The 22,168-nt window shown below is 72.7% G+C and carries 21 protein-coding genes and 1 riboswitch; of the genes, 8 read left to right on the plus strand and 13 right to left on the minus strand.

The window, feature by feature from the left end:
* The first annotated feature begins 1 nt into the window (after nt 1).
* Nucleotides 2-892 (plus strand): TetR/AcrR family transcriptional regulator, encoded by an 891-nt coding sequence (locus ACF1A1_RS09720; protein WP_391647260.1) that lies wholly within the window; start codon nt 2-4, stop codon nt 890-892.
* On the opposite strand, the gene ACF1A1_RS09725 is transcribed toward ACF1A1_RS09720, so the two are convergent.
* A complete protein-coding gene (locus ACF1A1_RS09725) occupies nt 889-3,303 on the minus strand; it encodes an MMPL family transporter (RefSeq protein WP_391999043.1) in 2,415 nt (804 codons plus the stop codon). The genes ACF1A1_RS09720 and ACF1A1_RS09725 overlap by 4 nt on opposite strands.
* A 212-nt stretch (nt 3,304-3,515) precedes the next feature.
* Between ACF1A1_RS09725 and ACF1A1_RS09730 the strand changes: the two genes are divergently transcribed.
* Together ACF1A1_RS09730 and ACF1A1_RS09735 are read left to right on the plus strand one after the other, a co-directional pair.
* Nucleotides 3,516-4,205, plus strand: coding sequence for a response regulator transcription factor (locus ACF1A1_RS09730; RefSeq protein ID WP_391647262.1), 690 nt, complete (start codon nt 3,516-3,518; stop codon nt 4,203-4,205).
* Nucleotides 4,202-5,650 carry a sensor histidine kinase gene (locus ACF1A1_RS09735; protein WP_391647264.1) on the plus strand — a complete coding sequence of 483 codons (1,449 nt, stop codon included), beginning with the start codon at nt 4,202-4,204 and terminating at the stop codon, nt 5,648-5,650. The genes ACF1A1_RS09730 and ACF1A1_RS09735 overlap by 4 nt, the downstream gene beginning before the upstream one ends.
* Here ACF1A1_RS09735 and ACF1A1_RS09740 read toward each other — a convergent pair.
* From ACF1A1_RS09740 to ACF1A1_RS09750, 3 genes are all read right to left on the minus strand, one after another.
* Nucleotides 5,647-6,087 (minus strand): ATP-binding protein, encoded by a 441-nt coding sequence (locus ACF1A1_RS09740; protein WP_391647266.1) that lies wholly within the window; start codon nt 6,085-6,087, stop codon nt 5,647-5,649. The two genes, ACF1A1_RS09735 and ACF1A1_RS09740, sit on opposite strands and share 4 nt — an antisense overlap.
* A gap of 169 nt (nt 6,088-6,256) precedes the next feature.
* Nucleotides 6,257-7,666: a metallophosphoesterase gene (locus ACF1A1_RS09745; RefSeq protein WP_391647268.1), complete on the minus strand. Its 1,410-nt coding sequence runs from the start codon at nt 7,664-7,666 to the stop codon at nt 6,257-6,259.
* A gap of 57 nt (nt 7,667-7,723) precedes the next feature.
* Nucleotides 7,724-7,963 (minus strand): SCO4848 family membrane protein, encoded by a 240-nt coding sequence (locus ACF1A1_RS09750; RefSeq protein ID WP_391647270.1) that lies wholly within the window; start codon nt 7,961-7,963, stop codon nt 7,724-7,726.
* Nucleotides 7,964-8,054: 91 nt separating this feature from the next.
* Here ACF1A1_RS09750 and ACF1A1_RS09755 point away from each other — a divergent pair, with 91 nt between their 5' ends.
* On the plus strand, nt 8,055-9,437 hold the full coding sequence (locus ACF1A1_RS09755; protein ID WP_391647272.1) for a D-alanyl-D-alanine carboxypeptidase family protein: 1,383 nt from the start codon (nt 8,055-8,057) through the stop codon (nt 9,435-9,437).
* Here ACF1A1_RS09755 and ACF1A1_RS09760 read toward each other — a convergent pair.
* From ACF1A1_RS09760 to ACF1A1_RS09775, 4 genes are read right to left on the minus strand one after another with little or no spacing between them, the layout of a single operon-like run.
* Complete coding sequence (locus ACF1A1_RS09760; RefSeq protein ID WP_391647274.1) at nt 9,391-10,305, minus strand: YihY/virulence factor BrkB family protein; 915 nt, start codon at nt 10,303-10,305, stop codon at nt 9,391-9,393. The two genes, ACF1A1_RS09755 and ACF1A1_RS09760, sit on opposite strands and share 47 nt — an antisense overlap.
* On the minus strand, nt 10,293-10,745 hold the full coding sequence (locus tag ACF1A1_RS09765) for a GtrA family protein (protein ID WP_391647276.1): 453 nt from the start codon (nt 10,743-10,745) through the stop codon (nt 10,293-10,295). The genes ACF1A1_RS09760 and ACF1A1_RS09765 overlap by 13 nt, the downstream gene beginning before the upstream one ends.
* Complete coding sequence (locus tag ACF1A1_RS09770) at nt 10,742-11,761, minus strand: decaprenyl-phosphate phosphoribosyltransferase (protein ID WP_391647279.1); 1,020 nt, start codon at nt 11,759-11,761, stop codon at nt 10,742-10,744. The genes ACF1A1_RS09765 and ACF1A1_RS09770 overlap by 4 nt, the downstream gene beginning before the upstream one ends.
* On the minus strand, nt 11,754-12,311 hold the full coding sequence (locus tag ACF1A1_RS09775; protein ID WP_391647281.1) for a phosphatase PAP2 family protein: 558 nt from the start codon (nt 12,309-12,311) through the stop codon (nt 11,754-11,756). The genes ACF1A1_RS09770 and ACF1A1_RS09775 overlap by 8 nt, the downstream gene beginning before the upstream one ends.
* A 133-nt stretch (nt 12,312-12,444) precedes the next feature.
* Between ACF1A1_RS09775 and ACF1A1_RS09780 the strand changes: the two genes are divergently transcribed.
* Together ACF1A1_RS09780 and ACF1A1_RS09785 are read left to right on the plus strand one after the other, a co-directional pair.
* Nucleotides 12,445-13,830, plus strand: a complete 1,386-nt coding sequence (locus tag ACF1A1_RS09780) for an FAD-binding protein (RefSeq protein WP_391647283.1) — start codon at nt 12,445-12,447, stop codon at nt 13,828-13,830.
* 19 nt (nt 13,831-13,849) lie between these two features.
* Complete coding sequence (locus ACF1A1_RS09785) at nt 13,850-14,605, plus strand: decaprenylphospho-beta-D-erythro-pentofuranosid-2-ulose 2-reductase (RefSeq protein WP_391647285.1); 756 nt, start codon at nt 13,850-13,852, stop codon at nt 14,603-14,605.
* A 7-nt stretch (nt 14,606-14,612) separates the two neighbouring features.
* Here the strand turns inward: ACF1A1_RS09785 and ACF1A1_RS09790 are convergent, their stop codons facing one another.
* The 3 genes from ACF1A1_RS09790 to ACF1A1_RS09800 all read right to left on the minus strand — a co-directional run bounded on the left by ACF1A1_RS09790 (nt 14,613) and on the right by ACF1A1_RS09800 (nt 18,004).
* Nucleotides 14,613-15,191 (minus strand): 2'-5' RNA ligase family protein, encoded by a 579-nt coding sequence (locus tag ACF1A1_RS09790; RefSeq protein WP_391647287.1) that lies wholly within the window; start codon nt 15,189-15,191, stop codon nt 14,613-14,615.
* Between the two features lie 179 nt (nt 15,192-15,370).
* A complete protein-coding gene (trpS, locus tag ACF1A1_RS09795) occupies nt 15,371-16,384 on the minus strand; it encodes a tryptophan--tRNA ligase (protein WP_391647289.1) in 1,014 nt (337 codons plus the stop codon).
* 168 nt (nt 16,385-16,552) lie between these two features.
* Nucleotides 16,553-18,004 carry a glycine hydroxymethyltransferase gene (locus ACF1A1_RS09800; protein ID WP_391999044.1) on the minus strand — a complete coding sequence of 484 codons (1,452 nt, stop codon included), beginning with the start codon at nt 18,002-18,004 and terminating at the stop codon, nt 16,553-16,555.
* A gap of 44 nt (nt 18,005-18,048) precedes the next feature.
* A riboswitch (ZMP/ZTP riboswitch) is annotated at nt 18,049-18,135 on the minus strand.
* A gap of 113 nt (nt 18,136-18,248) precedes the next feature.
* Between ACF1A1_RS09800 and rocD the strand changes: the two genes are divergently transcribed.
* Nucleotides 18,249-19,454: an ornithine--oxo-acid transaminase gene (gene rocD / locus ACF1A1_RS09805; protein WP_391647291.1), complete on the plus strand. Its 1,206-nt coding sequence runs from the start codon at nt 18,249-18,251 to the stop codon at nt 19,452-19,454.
* Nucleotides 19,455-19,632: 178 nt separating this feature from the next.
* Here the strand turns inward: rocD and ACF1A1_RS09810 are convergent, their stop codons facing one another.
* The gene (locus ACF1A1_RS09810) at nt 19,633-20,817 is read right to left on the minus strand and encodes a glutathionylspermidine synthase family protein (RefSeq protein WP_391647293.1); all 1,185 of its coding nucleotides are present in this window, start codon (nt 20,815-20,817) and stop codon (nt 19,633-19,635) included.
* Nucleotides 20,818-20,840: 23 nt separating this feature from the next.
* Nucleotides 20,841-21,215, minus strand: coding sequence for a hypothetical protein (locus ACF1A1_RS09815; RefSeq protein WP_391647295.1), 375 nt, complete (start codon nt 21,213-21,215; stop codon nt 20,841-20,843).
* A gap of 367 nt (nt 21,216-21,582) precedes the next feature.
* On the opposite strand from ACF1A1_RS09815, the gene ACF1A1_RS09820 reads away from it, so the two are divergent.
* Complete coding sequence (locus ACF1A1_RS09820; RefSeq protein WP_391647297.1) at nt 21,583-22,161, plus strand: antibiotic biosynthesis monooxygenase; 579 nt, start codon at nt 21,583-21,585, stop codon at nt 22,159-22,161.
* Nucleotides 22,162-22,168: the final 7 nt, after the last annotated feature.

A 22,168-nucleotide genomic window follows, 5' to 3' on the forward strand; every position in this document is an offset into this window, starting at 1 on the left:
CGTGTCCGCGAACAACGACGGCCCCGCCGAGGCCGCTCCCCCGCCCGAGTCCCCCGGGGCCGCCGCACGGTCCAAGTCCGAGCAGACCCGGGCGCTGATCCTGGAGACGGCCATGCGGCTGTTCCAGGAGCGCGGGTACGACAGGACGACGATGCGGGCCATCGCCCAGGAGGCCGGGGTCTCCGTCGGCAACGCGTACTACTACTTCGCCGGCAAGGAGCACCTGATCCAGGGCTTCTACGACCGGCTCGCCGCCGAGCACCGGGAGGCGGTCCGGGAGGTGCTGGCGCGGGAGACGAACCTGGAGGCGCGGCTGGCGGGCGTGCTGCGGACATGGCTGGACGTGGCCACGCCGTACCACGAGTTCGCGGTGCAGTTCTTCAAGAACGCCGCCGACCCGGACAGCCCGCTCAGCCCCTTCTCCCCCGAGTCGGAGCACGCGCGCGTGGAGGCGATCGGCGTCCACCGGGAGGTGCTGGCCGGTTCCAGGGCGAAGGTCCCGGAGGAGTTGCGGGAGGTGCTGCCCGAGTTGATGTGGCTCTCCCAGATGGGGCTCGTCCTGTACTGGATCTTCGACCGTACCGAGGGCCGCGAGCGCAGCTACCGGCTCGCCGAGCGGGGCGCGCGTCTGACCGCGCGGGGGGTTGCGCTGTCCCGCTTCCGGGTGCTGCGCCCCCTCGTCCACGAGGTGCACGAGCTGTTCACGGACTTCCTGCCCGGCATGACGAGGGCCCTGCCGGACCCGGCCGGGAGGAAGCGCGCGCCGGGTCCGGCGGACCGGCCCGGGGAGGCCGCCGGAGAGGAGTCCGAGGGTGGGGATCCCGAGGGCCGGGATCGCGAGGGCCGGGATGCCGACGGCCGGGATGCCGACGGCCGGGGCTCCGCGGGCTAGTTGACCGCGTCCACCTCGTCCCCCGAGAGCTGCGTCAGCTCCACGTCGTGGACCAGCGGCTCGTCCGCGACCCGCACCTGCCGTGCGCGGGAGGCGTACGCGGGTGCCGTGGTGGCCAGCAGGTACGTGCCCGGTGCCGGGACCGAGAGGATGTAGGAGCCGTCGGCGATCGAGGTGACGCGGTCCAGCCGGCGGCCGCCCGTGGACATCAGGGTGACCGCCGCGCCCTCGACGGGGTCGCCGGACGGGTCGCGCACGAAGCCGTGGACCACCGAGGCCGGGCCGCCCCGCTCCGCCGGTGCCCCGGCCTCCTCCTTCGGCTCCACCGCCAGATGCGGCAGCCGCTTCTCCAGCCAGGCCGGCAGCCACCAGTTGGAGGTGCCGAGCAGGTGCATCGCGGCCGGGACCAGGGCCGTACGGAGGATGAAGGCGTCCAGGGCGACCGCCGCCGCCAGGCCCACGCCCGCCATCGCCGCGCCCGAGTCGCCGCTGAGGACGAACGCCAGGAAGACGCAGACCATGATCAGGGCCGCGCTGTTGATGACCCTGCTCGTCTCCGCCAGGCCCACCCGGACCGCTCGCGCGTTGTCCCGGGTGTGCACCCACTCCTCGTGCATGCGGCTGACCAGGAACACCTGGTAGTCCATCGACAGGCCGAAGAGCAGCGAGAGCATGATGACCGGCAGGAAGGCGTTGATCGGGCCCTCCCCGCCGAGGCCGAGCAGGTCCAGCCCCCAACCCCACTGGAAGATCGCGACGAGGACGCCGAAGGAGGCCGCCGCCGCGATCAGGTTCATCACGGCGGCCGTCAGCGGCACCACCAGGGAGCGGAAGGCGACCAGGAGCAGCAGGAAGCCCAGGCCGATGATCGTCCCGACGAACAGGGGCAGGCGGTCGCCGGTGACGGTCGCGAAGTCCTTGGAGACGGCGGTGACTCCGCCCACGTGCGCCTCGGCGCCGGCCTGCGGGATGACGTCCTCGCGCAGGCGGTCGATGAGGGAGTCCGTCTCCTCGGACTGGGGTGAGGTCGTGGGGATCACCTGGATGACGGTGACGCCTCGGGCGGGCGGCAGCGCGGCGACCCGGGCGACGCCCGAGGTGTCCTCGATGCCCCTGACCAGGGCCGCGGTGTCGCCGTCCGACACGACCACCTGGAGGGGACCGTTGAAGCCCGGTCCGAAGCCCTCGGCGAGCAGGTCGTAGGCCTGCCGGGTGGTCGTCGTGGTGTCGTCGTTGCCCTGGTCGGTGGCGCCGAGGCGCAGCGAGAGCACGGGCAGGGCGAGCACGGCCATGACGGCCAGGGCGAGCGCGGCGACCGTACGGGGCCGGCGCTGCACACCCGTCGACCAGCGGGCCGCCGGACCGCTCGCCCTCTCCTCCTCCGGGCCCTCGGCGGCGAGCCGGCGCCGCTGCCCGCGGCTGAGCACGCGCGGGCCCAGGAAGCCCAGCAGCGCGGGGAGCAGCGTCGTCGCGGCCAGCACGCTCAGGACGACCGTCAGGGAGGTGCCGATGACCACGCCGTCGAGGAAGCGCAGGTTCGTCACCAGCATCCCGGCGAGCGCGATGCACACCGTGCCGCCCGCGAACAGGACGGCCCGGCCGGAGGTGTCGAGGGCGGTGACCGCCGACTCCTCGGGGTCGACGCCCCGCAGGATGCCCTTGCGGTGCCGGGTGACGATGAACAGGGCGTAGTCGATGCCGACGCCGAGACCGATCAGGGAGGCCAGCAGCGGGGCCAGGTCGGGGATGTCGGTGACGTGGCTGAGGAGCTGGGTGCCGAACAGGCCCATCCCCACGCCGAAGACCGCCACGGCGATGGGCAGCAGCATCGCGAAGAGGGAGCCGAAGGCGAGGAACAGGACGATCGCGGCGGCCGCCAGGCCGACCATCTCGGCCAGGCCGGTGGGCGGCTCCTGCACCCGCTGGATCGCCTGGCCGCCCAACTCGACGTCCAGACCGTCGCGTTCGGCGCCCCGCGCGGCGTCGACGACGTCCTCGACGAGTTCCTTCGGGACGGCGTTCGCCTGGTCGGTGAAGGTGACCTGGGCGTACGCGATCCGCCCGTCGCGGCTGATCTGCGCCGCGCCCTCGGGTCCGGTGTAGGGGCCGGCGACGCCGCCGACGCCCTCCATCTCCGCCATCTCGTCGAGCGCGGGCTGGATCCGGGACCGTACGTCCTGGTCGCGGACCGAACCCTCGTCGACCTTCCACACCACGGTGTCGGTGTCTCCCGCGCGCGCGGGGAACGCCTTCTCCATCAGGTCGTACGCCTTCTTGGAGTCCGTGTTCGGGAGGGAGAAGACGTTCGCGTAGTCCGTGCCCGCCGTCGAGGACGTGAAGCCCAGGCCGAACAGCGCCCCCACCCACAGCAACAGGACCACCAGCCGGTGCCGATAACACCATCGCGCCAATGCCGCCACGCTCGAGCTCCTTCGTCGAAAGCCGGCAGTCGCCGGCGGACGTGCCGCCGGGCGACGGCCGAATCGGTCGGTCGGTCCCCCCGAGGTCCTGGGCACCAGGATCGGCGTCGGCACGCGCGCGCGGCGGCGAACGGCCATGACTCTCAAGGAACTCCAAAGCGGGAACCGGCCCCGCTGTCAGTGGTCCCGCCGATACTGGGGGCATGACGACGGCCCCCGGCACCGTGCTGGTCGTGGAGGACGAGCCGAGCATCGCGGACGTCCTCGCCATCGCCCTGCGCTTCCACCGCTTCGAGGTCATGACCGCCGGCACCGTCCGCGAGGCCCTCGCCCTGGCCGCCCGCACCCGGCCCGACGTGGCGCTGCTCGACGTGATGCTGCCGGACGGCGACGGGCGGGCGCTGGGCAGGGAACTGCGCGAGCGGCAGCCGCAGCTGGCGCTGGTCTTCCTCACCGCGCGCGACGCGCCCGCCGAGATCGTCGGCGCGCTCGCCTTCGGCGACGACTACATCACCAAGCCGTTCGACATCGAGGTGGTCGTCGCCCGCGTCACGGCGGTCCTGCGCCGTACGCGTCCGGCCGACGTCCTCCCGCAGCGGCCGCCGCTCCGATACGGCGACCTGGAGCTGGACGAGACGACGTACAGCGTGCACCGCGCGGGCCGCACGGTCGAGCTCACCCCCACCGAGTACGCGCTGCTGCGCTTCCTGGTGCGCAACGGCGGCCGGATCGTGCCCAAGGAGCAACTCCTGCGCCACGTCTGGCAGTACGAGCACACCCCGCCCGAGTCGACCGTCGTCGAGACCTACATCAGCTATCTGCGGCGCAAGCTGGACGCGCTGGGGCCGCCGTTGATCACCACGCGGCGGGGCGTGGGGTACGGGCTGGCATGAGGTCCCTCCACGGCCGGCGCGGCATCCACTCCCTGCGCGTGCAGCTGACGCTGGCGAACGTGGCGCTGCTCGCCCTCGGCATCGTCGTGGCGACCGCCGTCAGCCTCATGGGGATGGAGCACTATCTGGTCGGCCAGATGGACTCCGAGCTGACCAAGATGCGTGCCTCGCTGGGCAGTTCGCGGCTCACCATGCGCCAGATCGACTCGCTGAGCGTGCTGGGCGTCGTCCGTGACCGGATCGAACCCCAGGGCGCGGACACGCGGCCGACACCGGACTCGATCTTCACCGCCGTCGACGGCCGGGGCGAGGCCCTCACCCTCTTCGACATCCGGCCCACCGTCGCCCAGCGCGGCCTCGCGGCGGCGGTGGACGACCCGCGGGCCCTCGCCGAGGCCCCGGAGCCGCGCCAGGTCACCGTGCACGGCGCGGCGTACCGGGTGACCGCGGCCCGGCTCGCCGACGGGCCCTACATCCTGCTCGCCACCTCCACCGACGCCCTGCACCAGGGCATGGCCAAGGCCCTCCGGCTGGACCTCGCCGTCGGCACGCTGCTGCTGGCGCTGCTCGCCTGTCTGACGCTGTTCAGTGTGCGGCGGCGGATGCGGCCGCTGGAGGACATGGTGGAGACCTCGTCGGCGATCGCCGAGGGCGACCTCACCCGGCGGGTGCCCTCCAGCCACCACCCCACCCGGGAGGTCGAACAGCTGCGGCTCGCGCTGAACTCCATGCTCCACCAGGTGGAGACGGCGTACCGCACGCGCGAGCACAGCGCGGCCCAGCTGCGCCGCTTCGTCGCCGACGCCTCGCACGAGCTGCGCACCCCGCTCTCCGCGATCCGCGGCTACCTCCAGCTGTACGACCAGGGCATGCTGCGCGAGCCGGAGGAGCGGCGGCGGGCCTGGGACCGGATGAACGGCGAGGTGGACCGGATGGGCCGGCTCGTCGACGAGCTGCTCACGCTGGCCCGCCTGGACCAGCGGCCCGAACTGCGACTGCGCAACGTCGACGTGAGCCGGCTGGTGCGGGACGCGGCCGAGGACCTGCGGGTCCAGCAGCCCGGCCGGCCGCTCACCGTGGGCGCCGACGGTGCCGTCCTGGTGCGGGCCGACGAGTCGGGTCTGCGTCAGGTCCTCGCCAACCTCCTGGCCAACGTCCGCATCCACACGCCCGCCGACGTGCCGGTACGGCTCGGTGTGGAGCGCGCCGACGGCGTCGTGCGGCTGCTCGTGGAGGACAAGGGCCCGGGGCTGGCCCCGGAGGACGCGGCGCGCGTCTTCGACCGGTTCTTCCGGGCCGGCGGCGGCGCGGGCAGCGGTCTGGGGCTCGCGATCGTGCAGGGCGTGGTGCAGGCCCACGGCGGCGAGGTGGCGGTCCGGACGGCTCCGGGCGAGGGGCTGACGGTGACGGTGGAGCTGCCGGAGTGCGGGAAGCAGTGCGGCTAGAACGCCTCCGGCGGTCCGCCGGGCGGGTCCTGGCGCTCGGCGGGGGCGGCCACCAGGGCCCATACCGTCTTGCCGTGCCGGCCCCTGTTCCAGACGCCCCACGCGGCGGCGACGGCCTCCACCAGGTGCAGGCCACGGCCGTGTTCCTCCCACTCGGAGACGATCCGCGGCCGGGGCTCGCTCCGGCTCTCGTCGGAGACCTCGATGAGGCAGGAGCCGTCACCGAGGGCCGTGACGGCCACCTCGAAGTCGCGCTCCCGCGGGAGCCCGTGCCGTACGACGTTCGTGGCCAGCTCGGACACGAGCAGGACCGCGTCCTCCACGGCCGGGTCGTCGAGGGCGTGCCCCCAGTCGGCGAGGTGGTCCCGCACCCGGCGCCGGGCGAGGCCGACGGACGCGGGGTGCCGGGGCAGCCGGAAGGAGTTGCGTCTCAGCACGTCTACTCCTCACCGCGCGCACACCTCCACCACATGCCCCCGTCGGGTGACTTCCCGGTGACGGGCGGGCCCATGCCCGGACCCGCTCGGATCCCGTCCGGCTTCCCCGGCCGGAACACGCCGTGTCCGTCCGCCGGCACCGGCCGCCGCCGACGGGGGTGCCGGGCCGTCAGGCGCGCGTCGAGGCCAGTTCGATCACCGTGATGTCCGACGGGGCGCCCACCCGCGTGGGCGGGCCCCAGGCGCCGGCGCCCCGGGAGACGTACAGCTGTGTGTCGCCGTAGCGCTCCAGGCCCGCCAGGGTGGGGTTCACGGCGCCGGCGACGAGGTTGCCGGGCCAGAGCTGGCCGCCGTGGGTGTGGCCGGAGAGCTGGAGGTCGACGCCGTGGTCGACGGCGTCGTGGATCTGGACGGGCTGGTGGGCGAGGAGCACGCACGCGCGTGTGGTGTCCCGGTCGCCGAGCGCCCTGGTGTAGTCGGGGCCCTGGCCCTCGCTCTCGCCGGTGACGTCGTTGACGCCCGCCAGGTCGAACCAGGGCAGTTCGGTGCGCGCGTTCTCCAGGGGGCGCAGGCCGAGCCGCCGCACCTCCGCGACCCACTGCTCGGCGCCGGAGAAGTACTCGTGGTTGCCGGTGACGAAGAAGCTGCCGTGCCGCGCCTCGAGCTGCGCGAGCGGGGCCACCGCCGGGCCCAGGTCCTCCACGCTGCCGTCGACGAGGTCGCCGACGACCGCGATCAGGTCCGGCCGGGTGCCGTTGATCGTGTCGACGACCCGCTGGGCGAAGCCCCGGCCGAGGACCGGGCCCAGATGGACGTCGCTGACGACGGCGATCCGGTAGCCGTGCGCCGCGCGCGGCAGCTTGGCCAGCGGGACCGTCACCCGCTTCACCTTCGGCCCGCTCAGGACGCCGTACGTGCCGTAGCCGACCGTTCCGACGGCGGCCGCGGCCGCGGCGCCGGCGACGACGCGGGAGACGAAGAGCCGGCGGGAGGGGGCGGCGACGAGCAGCGGGGAGGGGCCGGCGTCGGCGGAGCCGGTGTCGGAAGCAGCGGCGGAGCCGGTGGGGGAACCGGCGGCGGAGCCGGTGTTCTCCGGGCCGTTGGGGCTTCCGGGTGCCGCGCCCGCCGCCACGGTTTCCTTCGACGGCACGGCCGCTCCGGGTGCCGTCCGCTCACGCGACCGGCCGGTCGGCACGGGCTCCGCCTCCTCGCGCGGCGCGTCCGCCGGCACCGGGTGCGGGCGCGGCACGGCCACCGCGGCGGGCCGGCGCCGCTCCAGGTGGCGGCGCAGCAACGGCCGTACGGCCTCACCGGCGACGACCGCCAGCAGCAGGTAGATCGACAGCGCCAGCCAGAGGAAGCCCGGCCAGGCCAGGACGCGCTGGAGCCAGAAGGGGGCGCCCGTGCGCTCGGCGACCAGGGCGCCGACGGCCAGGGCCCAGCCGCCCGCGATCAGCACCGCGCCGCCGCGCCGCGCCCAGCCCGGGGCGCGGGTGGTGTCGCGGAACAGGCGGCGCCACAGGTACCAGTTGGCCGTCACCAGCACGGCCAGGACGAGCAGCACGAAAAGGATGGCCACGGTGTCGTAATCCCCGCTGTCGGATCGGTCGTCCGGCCGAGTGGTCCGGCGCTTCGGCTATGACTTTCGGCGCAGTGCGCGCAGACCGCGCAACCCGATGACCCCGACGACCGTCCCCAATACGAAGGAGACGACAGCGAGTGTCAGGTGGACCCAGAAGTACGCGGTGGGGTCGCCGTCCTCGAAGGCGAGACCGCTGCTGTCCTTGAACAGGTTTCTGACGAAAGTGACCCAGATGACCCAGCTCCACACCCCGAAGGCGAGCAGGAACCAGGACACCGGGCGGCTGAGCTTCATGCCTTCAGTATCGCCGCCCGGTGTCCGGTTCCGTGACCGGGGTGGGGAGGGGGATGGGACTTCCCCGCGCCTGCCAGGTACTTTCTCCGTCGTGCCCGCACCCTTGAAGCAGACCGCCAGGCGATCCCTGCTGGTCACCTCCGCGACCCTCGCGTCCCTCGCGCTGACCGCGCCCGTGTCCCTGGCGGCCCCGACCCCGTCACCCTCACCGTCGGCCCCGGCCGCGTCCTCGGCCAAGCCGTCGGCTTCGCCCTCCGGTTCCGCTTCGGCTTCGGCTTCGGGTTCGGCTTCGGCGAAGCCGTCGGTCGCTCCCCCGGCGGACATGTCGACCGTCGGCGGCGCCCGTCTCGGGCAGGCGGGGACGCAGGTGGACCTCGCGGGCGGCGCGCCGGTGCTGCCGAAGGACCTGACCGCCCGGTCGTGGATCGTCGCGGACGCCGAGTCCGGCGACGTGCTCGCCGCGCACAACGCGCACTGGCGGCTCCCCCCGGCGAGCACCCTGAAGATGCTCTTCGCCGACACCCTGCTGCCGCGCTTCCCCAGGACCACGCAGTACAAGGTCGAGCCGAAGGACCTGGAGGGCATCGGTTCCGGCTCCAGCATGGTCGGGATAAAGGAGGGCGAGACCTACTCCGTCCACGACCTGTGGCTCGGTGTCTTCCTGCGCTCCGGCAACGACGCCGTGCACGTGCTGTCGTCGATGAACGGCGGCGTCGGCAAGACGGTGACGGAGATGAACGAGCACGCCGAGGAGCTCCAGGCCCTCGACACCCAGGTGGTCTCCCCCGACGGCTACGACGCCTCCGGCCAGGTCTCCTCCGCGTACGACCTGACGCTGATCGCCCGCTCCGGGCTGCAGAAGGCGGACTTCCGGGAGTACTGCTCGACGCTGACGGCGAAGTTCCCGGGCGAGACGAAGAAGAACAAGAAGGGCAAGACGGTCCGCGGAACCTTCGAGATCCAGAACACCAACCGGCTGCTGACCGGCGACTACGACATCAGCCAGTACCAGGGCATCGCGGGCGTCAAGAACGGCAACACCACCAACGCGGGTGCCACCTTCACCGGCGTCGCCGAGCGCGACGGCCGGGTGTTGCTCGTGACGGTGATGAACCCGGCGAAGACGGACCACAACGAGGTCTACAAGGAGACCGCCGCCCTGTTCGACTGGGGCTTCCAGGCCGCCGGCAAGGTGCGGCCGGTGGGTGAGCTCGTCCCGCCGAAGGGCGCCGCCCCGGCCGGCGGCCAGCCCGGTGAGAACGGCTCCGCCGAGGGGGGCGACGGGTCCGGGGAGGCGGGCGGCTCCGGGAACGTGTCCGAGAAGCCCGTGGCGAGCGCGGTGACCGGGGACGGCTCCGGCGGCATGGGCACGGCGCTGGCGATCGCCGGCGGGGCGCTGGTGCTGCTCGCGGGCGCCGCGTTCCTGGTCAACCGCCGCTGGCCGCTGCCGGATCTGGTACGCCGTCGTCGCTGACGTCCGGCTCCGGCGCGTGCGGCGCGCTGCCCGTCGCCGTCCACGCAGCGCAGAACAGGACCAGCTTCGAGGTGAAGTTGATCCACAGCAGCAGGGCGACGGGCACGCCGAACGCGCCGTACATGCTCTTCGTGGCCACGCCCTGCACATAGCCGCTGAGCAGCAGCTTCAGCAGTTCGAAGCCGACCGCGCCGGTCAGCGCGGCCACGACCAGGCGGTGGCGGGTCGGCTCGACGCCCGGCAGCAGCGTCAGGACGTAGAGGAGCAGCAGGAAGTCGGTGAGGACGGCGACGGCGAACGCCGCGATCCACAGCAGGACGCCGTCCCAGCCGGCCTGGTCGACGCCGAGCCGCCCGGTGATCCAGCCGACCATCGCGGAGGCGACGGCGGAGGCGGCGAGGGTGACGAGGAGGGCGCCGCCGAGCCCGAGGAGGATGCCTGCGTCCTTGGCCTTGCGCAGGACCGGGTTCTCCTCCTCGTCGGGCAGCTCCCACACCGCGCGCAGGCACTCGCGCATCGAGCCGGCCCAGCCGACGCCGGTGAACAGCAGGACGGCGCCGGCGATGAGGCCGACGGTGCCGGCGTTCTGCACCAGGCCGTCGATGTCCAACTGGTCGGCGATGCCGGGCACCTGGTCGACGAGCTTGTCCTCGAGGGTGTTCTGCCGCTCCTCGCTCAGGGTGGCGGCGGCGATCGCCGCCGCGAGGGTGAGCAGCGGGAAGAGCGCGACGAAACTGGTGAACGTCATCGCGGCGGCCAGCCGCGTCCACTTCACCCGGTCCAGCCGTTCGTACGACCGCCACGCGTGCGTGGCCATCAGGCGCGTGGCGTACGGCCCGATGCCGGGGAGCCTTTTCAGCCAGTCCATGATCCGACTCTGCCCTCCTCGCGGCGGATGACGCGGAAGACCAGGGTGCGGGTTCCCCAGAAGCGCAGGACCGTACCGAGCGCCATGCCGATCACGCTGCCCGAGACGGTGTCCGCGCGCTGCGAGGTGAGGCCGAGGCCGTAGTGGCTGACGGCGAGGCAGAGGAGCTGGACGAGGGCGCCGGCGAGGTTCACCCCGAGGAACACGGCGTAGGGGCGCAGTCCCCTCACGCGCGCGTGCCGGTATGTGCCCAGTGCGTTGCCCGTGTAGGCGACCGCGCAGCCCGCGAGGAAGGACAGGGCCTTGGCGGTGAGCGGGCCGACGCCGGCCGGGCCGCGCAGGCAGGTGAACACGGCGAGGTCGGCGGCGTACGCGAGGAGGCCCACGGCGGCGAAGGACAGCACCTCGTCGCGGCGGGGCGGCCACGCGCGCGTGCTCACCAGTTGGCCACCGCCAGCGCGTACATGGTCAGCCAGGCCGCGCCGATCAGGGCGAGGGCGCGGTCGCCGAGGACGACCTCCTCGGGTTCGCCGGCGGTGCCGCGGTCGGCGAAGACGGCGTAGCGCAGGACGGCCAGGATGAAGGCGACCACCGACAGCTGGCGCCAGGGCAGCACGCTCGTGTGCGGGACGCCGCCCTCCTCCAGGGCCCACAGGCAGTAGCCGAGGACGGCGACCCCCGCGGCCAGTTGCCAGACGAAGCGCAGATAGCCGGTGGTGTACTCGGTGAGCAGGGCGCGCGTGGCGCCCTTCGTGCCGGCCAGTTGCACGGCCTCGGAGTAGCGCTTGGCCGACACCATGAACAGTGCCCCGAACCCGGTGGTGATCAGGAACCAGCGTGAGAGCGGGATGCCGAGAGCGAGGCCGCCGACCATGGCCCGCATCAGGAACCCGGTCGTGACGACGGCGAGGTCGACGACCAGGACGTGCTTGAGACTGACGCAGTAGGCCAGTTGCATGACGAGGTACCCCGTCAGGAGGGCCGCGACGAGGGGGGAGGTCAGCCAGGCCGCGGCGGCGGGCGCGAGGACCGCGAGGACGCCTCCCACGGCGTAGGCGACGGGCACCGGGACCTGTCCGGCGGCGACCGGGCGGTGCCGCTTGGTGGGGTGGGCGCGGTCGGCGTCGGCGTCGCGGGCGTCGTTGATCAGGTAGACGGCGGCGGCGCAGGCGGAGAACAGCGCGAAGAGCAGGGCGAGTTCGGTGAGGATGGGCCAGGAGAAGAGCCGTCCGGCGGCCGCGGGGGCGGCTGCGACGAGGGTGTTCTTGACCCACTGTTTGGGGCGGGCGGTGCGGACGAGGCCGGTGAGGACGGCGCCTGGGCCCGTGGGCGGCGCGGGGGGTGCGGCTGCTCCGTCGCCCGGGCGGTGCTGTGCCACGTGGTGACCGAGGGTGGGTTGTTCCCGGGGGGCGTCCGTGGGGTGCTGGGTGTGGGCGAGGGGCGCTGCCTCAGTCATGCACGCCCCCTCGGACGCCTCCGTGCACGCTCCGTGCGCCCTCTCTCATCCAGCGCGCTCCCACGCGCGCCGCGAGTGCCCCCAGGGCCGCGCCCGCCGCCACGTCGGAGGGGTAGTGGACGCCGACGACCAGGCGCGAGAGGCACATCGCGGCGGCGAGCGGGGGGACGACATGCGCCCCGAGGGCGCCGTAGGCGACGGCGGCGGCCGCCGCGGAGGTCGCGTGCGAGCTGGGGAAGGAGTGCCGGCCGGCGGTGCGCACCAGGGGTTCGACATGCGCGGGACGGGGACGGCGCACGATCCGCTTCACGCCCATGCTGGCAACGTGCGCGCCCGCGGTGAGCGCCGTCGCCCGCAGCCAGGCGCCGCGCCGCGAGCCGTCCACGGCGGCCCCCACGAGCCCCGCCACGAGCCACAGGGCACCGTGTTCCCCGGCCCGGGACAGGGTGCGCGCGGCGCCCGCCACGCGAGGATCCGCACCACGCGCGCGGAGCGCCGCAAGGATGCGGTGGTCGATGTCATCCGGGATGTCATCCGTGTGGTGGTCCATGGGAACTCACTGTTCCCGCCGACCCAGCCGGAACTACGACAATATTGGGCGACATCCCATTAATCACCCATTTCGGGGAGTAACGGGATGTTTCAGAACTAATCGCTCACAAAGGGACGATACGTTCACCGACATGCCTGCCGAGACCGCTTCCGAGACCGTCTCCGAGACCGCTCCAGAGATCGTCTCCGTCACGGGATGGGGCCGCACCGCTCCCACCGCCGCCCGTCTGATCCGCCCCCGGACGTACGAGGAGGCGGTGGCCGCCGTCCGGGACTGCGGGGCGCGCGGAGGCATCCCCCGGGGCCTGGGGCGGGCGTACGGGGACGCGGCGCAGAACGCCGGCGGTGCCGTGTTCGACATGACGGGCCTGGACCGGATCCACGCCATCGACGCCGCCGGCGGGACCGTCCTGTGCGACGCGGGCGTCTCCCTGCACCGCCTCATGGAGGTGCTGCTGCCGCTGGGCTGGTTCGTGCCGGTGACGCCCGGCACCCGCTACGTGACCGTGGGCGGCGCGATCGGCGCCGACATCCACGGCAAGAACCACCACGTGTCCGGCTCCTTCTCCCGCCACGTCCTGTCGCTGGAGCTGCTCACCGCCGACGGCTCGGTCCGCGCGGTCGGCCGCGGCACCCCCCTGTTCGACGCGACCGCCGGCGGCATGGGCCTGACCGGGGTGATCCTCACGGCCACCATCCGCCTCCAGCCGGTCGAGACGACGTTCATGGTGGTCGACACCGAGCGCGCGAGCGACCTCGACGACCTGTTGGCCCGGCTGACGGCCACCGACCACCGCTACCGCTACTCGGTCGCCTGGATCGACCTCCTCGCGCGCGGAGCGGCCACCGGACGCGCCGTCCTGACCCGCGGCGACCACGCCCCCCTCGCCGCACTGCCCGCACGCGCGCGGAGGGCCCCGCTCTCCTTCCACCCCGCCCAGCTCCCACCCGCCCCCGCCTTCGTCCCCGAGAGACTCCTCAACCGCCGGACCGTGGGACTGTTCAACGACCTCTGGTACCGCAGGGCCCCCCACGCGCGGACCGGCGAACTCCAGAGGCTGTCCGCGTTCTTCCACCCCCTCGACGGCATCCCGCACTGGAACCGCGTCTACGGCCGCGGCGGCTTCGTGCAGTACCAGTTCGTCGTCGGTCACGGCGAGGAGGACACCCTGCGCCGGATCGTGCGCCGCATCAGGCGGCGCGGGTGCCCGTCCTTCCTGGCCGTCCTCAAGCGCTTCGGGGAGGCCGACCCCGGCTGGCTCTCCTTCCCCCGGCCGGGCTGGACGCTGGCCCTGGACATCCCCACCGCCATGCCCGGCCTCGTCACCCTCCTCGACAAGCTGGACGAGGACGTCGCCGGCGCCGGCGGCCGCGTCTACCTCGCCAAGGACTCCCGGCTGCGGCCGGACCTGCTCGCCTCGATGTACCCCCGGCTGGACGACTTCCGCGCCCTGCGCGCGGAGCTGGACCCGCGCGGGGTGTTCACCTCGGACCTCGCCCGCCGCCTCTCCCTCTAGGCAATCTCTAGGAGCTGTCGTGAAGGACGCCTTCGGCCTCCCCCAGTCCCTCCTCGTCCTCGGCGGCTCGTCCGAGATCGCGCTGGCCACCGCACGCCGCCTGATCACCCGCCGCACCCGCACGGTGTGGCTGGCCGGCCGCCCCTCGATCGCCCTGGAGTCGGCCGCCTGCGAGCTGCGCGACCGGGGCGCCGAGGTGCGCGTCGTCGCCTTCGACGCCCTCGACCCCGAGTCCCACGAGGCCGTGCTCGGCAAGGTGTTCGCGGAGGGTGACGTCGACCTGGTGCTGCTCGCCTTCGGTGTCCTCGGCGACCAGGCCCACGACGAGCGCGATCCGGTGGCCGCGGTCCGCGTCGCGCAGACCAACTACACGGGCGCGGTCTCCTCCGGTCTGGTCGCAGCCCGCGCCCTGCAGGCCCAGGGCCACGGCTCCCTGGTCGTCCTCTCCTCCGTCGCCGGCGAACGCGCCCGCCGCGCCAACTTCATCTACGGCTCCAGCAAGGCCGGCCTGGACGCCTTCGCCCAGGGCCTGGGCGACGCGCTGTACGGCACCGGCGTCCACGTCATGGTCGTACGCCCCGGCTTCGTCCGGTCGGAGATGACCGCCGAGCTGGATGAGCCGCCCTTCGCCACCACCCCCGAGGTGGTCGCCACGGCCATCGAGCTGGGCCTGCGGCGCCGCTCGGAGACCGTGTGGGTGCCCGGGCTGCTGCGGGTGGTGATGTCGGTGCTGCGGCACGTGCCGCGGGGGATCTTCCGCAGGCTGCCGGTGTAGCCGGCCGCTACCGCGTGGGCAGGGAGCCGCGGTCCACGTGGGCGGCCTGCGGGGGTACCACCGGGCCGCCGAAGGCGTACTCGCGCAGCTTGCGCCAGACGCCGTCGGCGCCCTGCTCGTAGAGGGCGAAGCCAGTGCAGGACCACTCGGCCTCGTAGTCGGCGAGTTCCTCGAACGCGCGGTCCATCGCCGCGTCGTCGATGCCGTGCGCCACGGTGACGTGCGGGTGGTAGGGGAACTGGAGGTCGCGCGCGACGGGCCCGGACGGGTGGCGGACCTGCTGCTGGAGCCAGGTGCAGGCCTCGGCGCCCTCGACGATCCGCACGTACACGACCGGCGACAGGGGCCGGAAGGTGCCCGTGCCGGACAGGCGCATCGGGAACGGGCGGCCCGCCGAGGCGACCTCGGTCAGGTGCGCCTCGACCGCCGGCAGTGCGCCGCGGTCGATCTCGGTCGGCGGGAGCAGGGTGACATGCGTGGGGATGCCGTGAGCCGCGGCGTCGCCGAAGCCCGTGCGCCGCTCCTGGAGCAGGCTGCCGTGGGGCTCCGGGACCGCGATCGACACGCCGATCGTTACGGTCCCCACGTCGTCTCCTGTCGTCGTGCCGAATGTGCTGCCGGGTTCGTGCTCGCCCACACTCCGCCGTACTCCCTCGGACTCAGTCGTACGGCTATCGACTGTACGGCCATGGCTGTGCTGTGGGCAGGCGCAGTGGAAGTGATGTGCAGCGCTCTGTCCGGTGGACATGTGTGCGGTGGTGCGCCTCAGTGCTTGGCGGGCAGGAAGCCCACCCTCTCGTACGCCTGGGAGAGCGTCTCCGCGGCGACGGCACGCGCCTTCTCGGCCCCCTTGGCCAGGATCGAGTCCAGCGTCTCGGGGTCGTCCAGGTACTGCTGGGTGCGGTCCCGGAACGGCGTCACGAACTCGACGACGACCTCGGCGAGATCCGTCTTGAGCGCGCCGTAGAGCTTGCCCTCGTACCGCTGCTCCAGCTCCGGGATGCTCGCGTCGGTGAGCGTCGAGTAGATGGTGAGCAGGTTGCTCACGCCCGGCTTGTTCTCGAGGTCGTAGCGGATGACCGTGTCGGTGTCGGTGACCGCGCTCCTGACCTTCTTCGCGGTGGCCTTCGGCTCGTCGAGCAGGTTGATGAGGCCCTTCGGCGTGGACGCCGACTTGCTCATCTTGATCGACGGCTCCTGGAGGTCGTAGATCTTCGCCGTCTCCTTGAGGATGTACGGCTTCGGGATCGTGAAGGTCCGGCCGAAGCGGCCGTTGAAGCGCTCGGCGAGGTCGCGGGTCAGCTCGATGTGCTGGCGCTGGTCCTCGCCGACGGGGACCTCGTGGGCCTGGTAGAGCAGGATGTCGGCGACCTGGAGGATCGGGTACGTGAACAGGCCGACGCTCGCGCGGTCGGCGCCCTGCTTGGCGGACTTGTCCTTGAACTGCGTCATGCGGGACGCCTCGCCGAAGCCGGTGAGGCAGTTCATGACCCAGGCGAGCTGCGCGTGCTCGGGGACGTGGCTCTGGACGAAGAGCGTGCAGCGGTCCGGGTCGAGCCCGGCCGCGAGGAGCTGCGCGGCGGCCAGCCGGGTGTTGGCGCTGAGCTCCTTCGGGTCCTGCGGGACCGTGATCGCGTGCAGGTCGACGACCATGTAGAACGCGTCGTGGGACTCCTGCAGGGCCACCCACTGGCGGACGGCGCCGAGGTAGTTGCCGAGGTGGAACGAGCCTGCGGTGGGCTGGATTCCGGAGAGCACGCGAGGTCGATCAGAGGCCATGCACCACATTGTCGCAGAGGGCGGGGGGTGGGGTTTTCCCGCGAGGTGGCGGCCGGTTGCGGTGCGCGCGGACCGCGGACCGTCGTGGCCGGTCGCGCCCGCGCGGCGGTTGCCGCGTGCCCCCTCGGCCCCGCGCCTGCGGTGAGGCACGGGGCCGGGGCGCGCCGGTCAGCCGAGGTCGATCTCGGGGTACAGCGGGAAGCCCGCCACCAGGTCCGTCGCCCGGCGGCCGATCTCGTCCGCGATCTTCGGGTCCAGGACGTGCGCGGCCTTGGAGGGCGCGCCCGACTTGGTGGTGCCCGGCTCGGCCGTGGTCAGGACGCGGTCGATCAGGCCCGCGACCTCGTCCATCTCCGCCGTGCCCAGGCCGCGGGTGGTCAGGGCCGGGGTGCCGATGCGGATGCCGGAGGTGTACCAGGCGCCGTTGGGGTCGGCGGGGATGGCGTTGCGGTTGGTGACGATGCCGGACTCCAGCAGGGCCGCCTCGGCCTGCCGGCCGGTGAGACCGTACGACGTGGCCACGTCGATCAGGTTGAGGTGGTTGTCCGTGCCGCCGGTCACCAGCGTGGCGCCCCGGCGCGTCAGGCCCTCGGCCAGGGCGCGCGAGTTGTCGACGATGCGCTGGGCGTAGTCCTGGAAGGAGGGCTGCCGCGCCTCGGCGAGCGCGACGGCCTTGGCGGCCATGACGTGCGGGAGCGGGCCGCCGAGGACCATCGGGCAGCCGCGGTCGACCTGGTCCTTGAGGGAGTCGTCGCACAGGACCATGCCGCCGCGCGGGCCGCGCAGCGACTTGTGGGTGGTCGTGGTGACGATCTGGGCGTGCGGGACGGGGTCGAAGTCGCCGGTCAGGACCTTGCCCGCGACCAGGCCGGCGAAGTGGGCCATGTCGACCATGAGGGTGGCGCCGACCTCGTCGGCGATCTCGCGCATCACGCGGAAGTTCACCAGGCGGGGGTAGGCGGAGTAGCCGGCGACGATGATCAGCGGTTTGAACTCGCGGGCGGCGGCGCGCAGGGCCTCGTAGTCGATGAGGCCGGTGGCCGGGTCGGTGCCGTAGGAGCGCTGGTCGAACATCTTGCCGGAGATGTTCGGGCGGAAGCCGTGGGTGAGGTGGCCGCCGGCGTCGAGGGACATGCCGAGCATGCGCTGGTTGCCGAAGGCCTGGCGCAGCTCGGCCCAGTCGGCCTCGGAGAGGTCGTTGACCTGGCGGACGCCGGCCTTCTCCAGGGCGGGCAGCTCGACGCGCTGGGCGAGGACGGACCAGAAGGCGACGAGGTTGGCGTCGATGCCGGAGTGCGGCTGGACGTAGGCGTGGCGGGCGCCGAAGAGCTCGCGGGCGTGTTCGGCGGCGAGGGCCTCGACGGTGTCGACGTTGCGGCAGCCGGCGTAGAAGCGGCGGCCGACGGTGCCCTCGGCGTACTTGTCGCTGAACCAGTTGCCCATCGCCAGCAGGGTGGCCGGGGAGGCGTAGTTCTCGGAGGCGATCAGCTTGAGCATCTCGCGCTGGTCGGCGACCTCCTGGCCGATCGCGTCGGCGACGCGCGGCTCGACCGCGCGGATCACGTCGAGGGCGGCGCGGAAGGCGGTGGACTCGGTGGAGAGGGGGTGCTGCTCTGACATGGCGTCGGCCTCCGGTGGCGTGGCGTGGGAGCGGTCACGGTTCTCGGTCTGGCCCAGGCGCACGGCACTCGTCACTCAGGCCGCTCCCCGATGGTCCGTCCCATCCCAGCGCGCCAGTCACGGCCTGCCGAAAGCCTACCGGGCGCGCCGGAGGCCGAAGGTGCCGCGTCCACCATGCGAGCGACGCTAGGAAGGGAGGGCAGCCGCACCGCGGCCGCGTCCCCGCCGCACTCCTGGAGGTCCCGTGAGCACCACGGAAGCCCTGATCGCCGCCGCCGAGCGGCACAGCGCGCACACCTATCACCCGCTGCCGGTGGTCGTCGCCACGGCGGACGGCGCCTGGATGACCGACGTGGAGGGGAGGCGGTACCTGGATCTGCTGGCGGGCTACTCGGCGCTGAACTTCGGGCACGGCAACCGGCGGCTGATCGACGCGGCGAAGGCCCAGCTGGAGCGGGTGACGCTGACGTCCCGGGCCTTCCACCACGACCGGTTCGCCGCCTTCTGCGCGGAGCTGGCCGAGCTGTGCGGGATGGAGACGGTGCTGCCGATGAACACCGGCGCGGAGGCGGTGGAGACGGCGGTGAAGACGGCCCGCAAGTGGGGGTACCGGGTGAAGGGCGTGCCCGCGGAGATGGCGAAGATCGTCGTCGCGGCCAACAACTTCCACGGCCGTACGACGACGCTCGTCAGCTTCTCCACCGACCCCGAGGCGCGGGCGGACTACGGGCCGTACACGCCGGGGTTCGAGATCGTGCCGTACGGGGATGTGACGGCGCTGCGGGCGGCGGTGAGCGAGAACACGGTGGCGGTGCTGCTGGAGCCGATCCAGGGCGAGGCGGGGGTGCTGGTGCCGCCCGCGGGGTATCTGGCGGCGGTGCGGGAGGTGACGCGGGAGCGGAACGTGCTGTTCGTCGCCGACGAGATCCAGTCGGGGCTGGGCCGGACCGGGCGGACGTTCGCGTGTGAGCACGAGGGGGTCGTGCCGGACGTGTACGTGCTGGGGAAGGCGCTGGGTGGCGGGATCGTGCCGGTGTCGGCGGTGGTGTCGAGCGCCGACGTCCTCGGTGTCTTCCGGCCCGGGGAGCACGGGTCGACGTTCGGCGGGAATCCGCTGGCGTGCGCGGTGGCGCTGGAGGTGATCGCGATGCTGCGGTCGGGCGAGTTCCAGGCGCGGGCGGCGGAGCTCGGCGAGCGTCTGCTGCGGGAGCTGCGGGAGCTGGCCGGGACCGGGCGGGTGACGGCGGTGCGGGGGCGTGGGCTGTGGGCGGGCGTCGACCTCGCGCCCGGTTACGGGACCGGGCGCGAGGTCTCCGAGCGGCTGATGGACCGCAGGGTGCTGGTGAAGGACACCCACGGGCCGACGATCCGGATCGCGCCGCCGCTGGTCATCTCGGAGGAGGACTTGGACTGGGGGCTGGACCAGCTGCGTTCCGTCCTCGGTCTCTGAGGGCCTCGGCGGCCGGGGCCGGTCGTTCGGATCGGGTCGCGGGCAATCGACGGCGTCTCGTCAGCGGCGGCGAGCGTGCCGGGCCCCGCCCCCCGGCGTGATCCGAACGGCGGGCCCTGAGGGCTGTCGTCGAACTCCCGCCTGCCCCCGGGCGACGACGGGAGGCTGACGACAGCCCCTAGAGGATCACGTGCGGCACGAAGCGGGCGTACTCGTCGGTGATCAGGCCGGCGGACTCGCGGATGCCGAGGCCGGCGGACTCGTCCTCCACGACCCAGGCGCCGAGGACGACGTGGTTGCCGTCGAAGGCGGGCAGCGGGGCCAGTTCCTGGTAGCAGCAGGGTTCCTCGCGCGGGACCGGGTCCGCGCCGGGTGCGTGGACGGTGACGCCCGCGCCCTCGCGGCCCAGGAGGGGCTTGGCGACGTAACCGGTGGTGCCGGCCAGGTCACGGGGGCCGTCGAGGTAGGCGGGCAGCAGGTGGGGGTGGCCGGGGTACAGCTCCCAGAGGACGGCCAGCAGCGCCTTGTTGCTCAGCAGCATCTTCCAGGCCGGTTCGATCCACAGGGTGGTGCCGGTGCCGCCGCCGTTGTCGAGGGTGTCGAGGACGTGGCCGGCGAAGCGGTCGGTGGTCAGCCACTCCCAGGGGTAGAGCTTGAAGCAGCTGCGGATGAAGCGCAGTCGGTGGTCGACGAAGCGCCGGGAGAGGCGGTCCCAGCCGATGTCCTCCATGGGGATCCAGGCGGTGTCCAGGCCGGCCTGTTCGGCGGTCTCCTTGAGGTAGGCGACCGTCATCAGGTCCTCGCCGAGTTCGTCGGCGGTGGAGTGCGCGAAGTACAGGGGGGTGCCGGGCGGGAGGAGGCGGGCCTGCTTCCGCCAGGCCTCGACGAGGCGTTCGTGGAGGGAGTTCCACTGGTCGGCGCCGGGGAACCGCTCCTCCATCCAGAACCACTGGGGGCTCGCCGCCTCGACCAGGGAGGTGGGGGTGTCGGCGTTGTACTCCAGGAGCTTGGCCGGGCCGCTGCCGTCGTAGCGCAGGTCGAAGCGGCCGTAGAGGGAGGGGAGTTCGGCGCGGCGGTGCCAGGCCTCGGTGACCGCCCCGGCGATCCGCGGGTCGGTGATGCCGAGGTCGGCGAGGCGGTCGGTCTCGACGATGTGGGCGGCTGCGGCGAGGCACATGCGGTGGAGTTCCTCGACCGTCTCCTCCAGTGCCTCGACCTCGTCGAGGGTGAAGACGTAGTAGGCGCTCTCGTCCCAGTAGGGGCGCAGGGTGCCGTCGGGGTGGCGGGTGAGGGGGTAGACCAGACCCTGTTCCTCGACGGTCCGCTGCCAGCCGGGGCGGGGTTCCGTGGTGCGGCGTTCCATGGCGTACGTCCCGAAGGTCCCGCTCAGCCGCCGCCGCTGCCGGAGCCCGAGCAGCCGAAGCCGCCGCGGTCGACGGCCTCGCTGCGGCTGAAGGTGCCGTCGTCGGCGTAGCCGGAGCTGACGTCGGCGTCGTAGTACCAGGCGGCGTCCGTCGTCCGGCCCGTGCTGCCGCCGGTCGTGCCGGTGCCGGTCGTGCGGCGGCCGCTGCTCGACGAACCCGAGCCGGACTTGCAGTTCTTGTCGGCGACGATCTTGTAGCCGTAGACGTAGTCGTAGCTGTCGCGGTCCACGCAGCGCCGGTCGGGGTCGGAGCCGCAGGAGGTGAGGGTCGCCGCGACGACGCCCATTCCGCCGAGCACGACCGTGCTGGAGCGCAGTCGCCTTCGTGTGTCCGCCATGGTGGTGTCTCCCCCTTGATGGTGCCCGGCGGTCAGGTGCCGCCTGTTTCCGGCCGTCAGCCTAGAGATCGGCGGGAGTCCGCGTACACCGGCCCCCGGGTCGGCCGCTCACCCACGGCCCGTTCGCGCCGTTCGGGAGGGTGTGCGCCCCTGGTGCGGTGACGTCGGCGTCCGGGGCCGTTTCCACCTTTTCCACCTCTGCTTTCCCGCTGAAACGAATGGGGATGCACGCGGTCTCCACCGATCCTTTACAACTGTTTTTCCGACAACAAGGCCACCAAAAAGGCCATAAAAAGCCGCGTTCCGGACAGTAGAAAAAAATCGTTGAGCCTTGAACAGGGAGAGACCGCTTTCCGTACTCGACGACGTGACCAGTAATCCCGTCACCGTCACCGTGGCTTATCGCGTGACGCCGGGCCGTGAGGCCGACTTTCACTCCTGGGGGTGGGCCATGCTGGGCGCCGGCGCGCAGCAGCCGGGATTCCTGGGCGGTGGTGTGCTTGTCGACGGAGAGGCGGAGTGGCATGTGATCTATCGCTTCGTCAGCGAGGGGTCGGCCCTGGCATGGGAGAACTCGCCCGCTCGGACGCAGTGGGACGCCCGGGTCGCGGGGCTCGCCCGGGTGACCGGGAGCAGGAGGGTGCAGGGCTCACAGGCGTGGTTCGACGCCCAGCGGCCCGCACCCGCCCCGCCGGCTCCGCCGTCGAAATGGAAGTTGTGGTTCGTGAATATGAGCGCGGTGTTTCCGCCGGTTCTTCTGTTCAATCTGACCGTGCTCCCCTATCTCGGCGACCTCAATGCACTCTTCCGCACGTTGCTGCTGTGCCTGAGCGTGACGGGCCTCGTCACCTGGATTCTCATGCCGCGCCTCCAGCGTTTCTTCAGGAAATGGCTGTATCCGCCGCTCCAGGCGCTCCGTGGGCGGCACAAACGACGGACCGCGTAGGCCCGAG

The sequence above is a fragment of the Streptomyces sp. NPDC014995 genome (genome assembly GCF_043080745.1).
In the GTDB taxonomy this organism is placed as follows: Bacteria; Actinomycetota; Actinomycetes; order Streptomycetales; family Streptomycetaceae; genus Streptomyces.

What these genes read in the sequence shown, in the direction of transcription:
- ACF1A1_RS09730 (WP_391647262.1), top strand. Translation starts at nt 3,516, where the DNA reads ATGACGACGGCCCCCGGCACCGTGCTGGTCGTGGAGGACGAGCCGAGC.
- ACF1A1_RS09735 (WP_391647264.1), top strand. Translation starts at nt 4,202, where the DNA reads ATGAGGTCCCTCCACGGCCGGCGCGGCATCCACTCCCTGCGCGTGCAG.
- ACF1A1_RS09750 (WP_391647270.1), bottom strand. Translation starts at nt 7,963, where the DNA reads ATGAAGCTCAGCCGCCCGGTGTCCTGGTTCCTGCTCGCCTTCGGGGTG.
- ACF1A1_RS09760 (WP_391647274.1), bottom strand. Translation starts at nt 10,305, where the DNA reads ATGGACTGGCTGAAAAGGCTCCCCGGCATCGGGCCGTACGCCACGCGC.
- ACF1A1_RS09770 (WP_391647279.1), bottom strand. Translation starts at nt 11,761, where the DNA reads ATGACTGAGGCAGCGCCCCTCGCCCACACCCAGCACCCCACGGACGCC.
- ACF1A1_RS09775 (WP_391647281.1), bottom strand. Translation starts at nt 12,311, where the DNA reads ATGGACCACCACACGGATGACATCCCGGATGACATCGACCACCGCATC.
- ACF1A1_RS09780 (WP_391647283.1), top strand. Translation starts at nt 12,445, where the DNA reads ATGCCTGCCGAGACCGCTTCCGAGACCGTCTCCGAGACCGCTCCAGAG.
- trpS (WP_391647289.1), bottom strand. Translation starts at nt 16,384, where the DNA reads ATGGCCTCTGATCGACCTCGCGTGCTCTCCGGAATCCAGCCCACCGCA.
- ACF1A1_RS09800 (WP_391999044.1), bottom strand. Translation starts at nt 18,004, where the DNA reads ATGTCAGAGCAGCACCCCCTCTCCACCGAGTCCACCGCCTTCCGCGCC.
- ACF1A1_RS09810 (WP_391647293.1), bottom strand. Translation starts at nt 20,817, where the DNA reads ATGGAACGCCGCACCACGGAACCCCGCCCCGGCTGGCAGCGGACCGTC.
- ACF1A1_RS09815 (WP_391647295.1), bottom strand. Translation starts at nt 21,215, where the DNA reads ATGGCGGACACACGAAGGCGACTGCGCTCCAGCACGGTCGTGCTCGGC.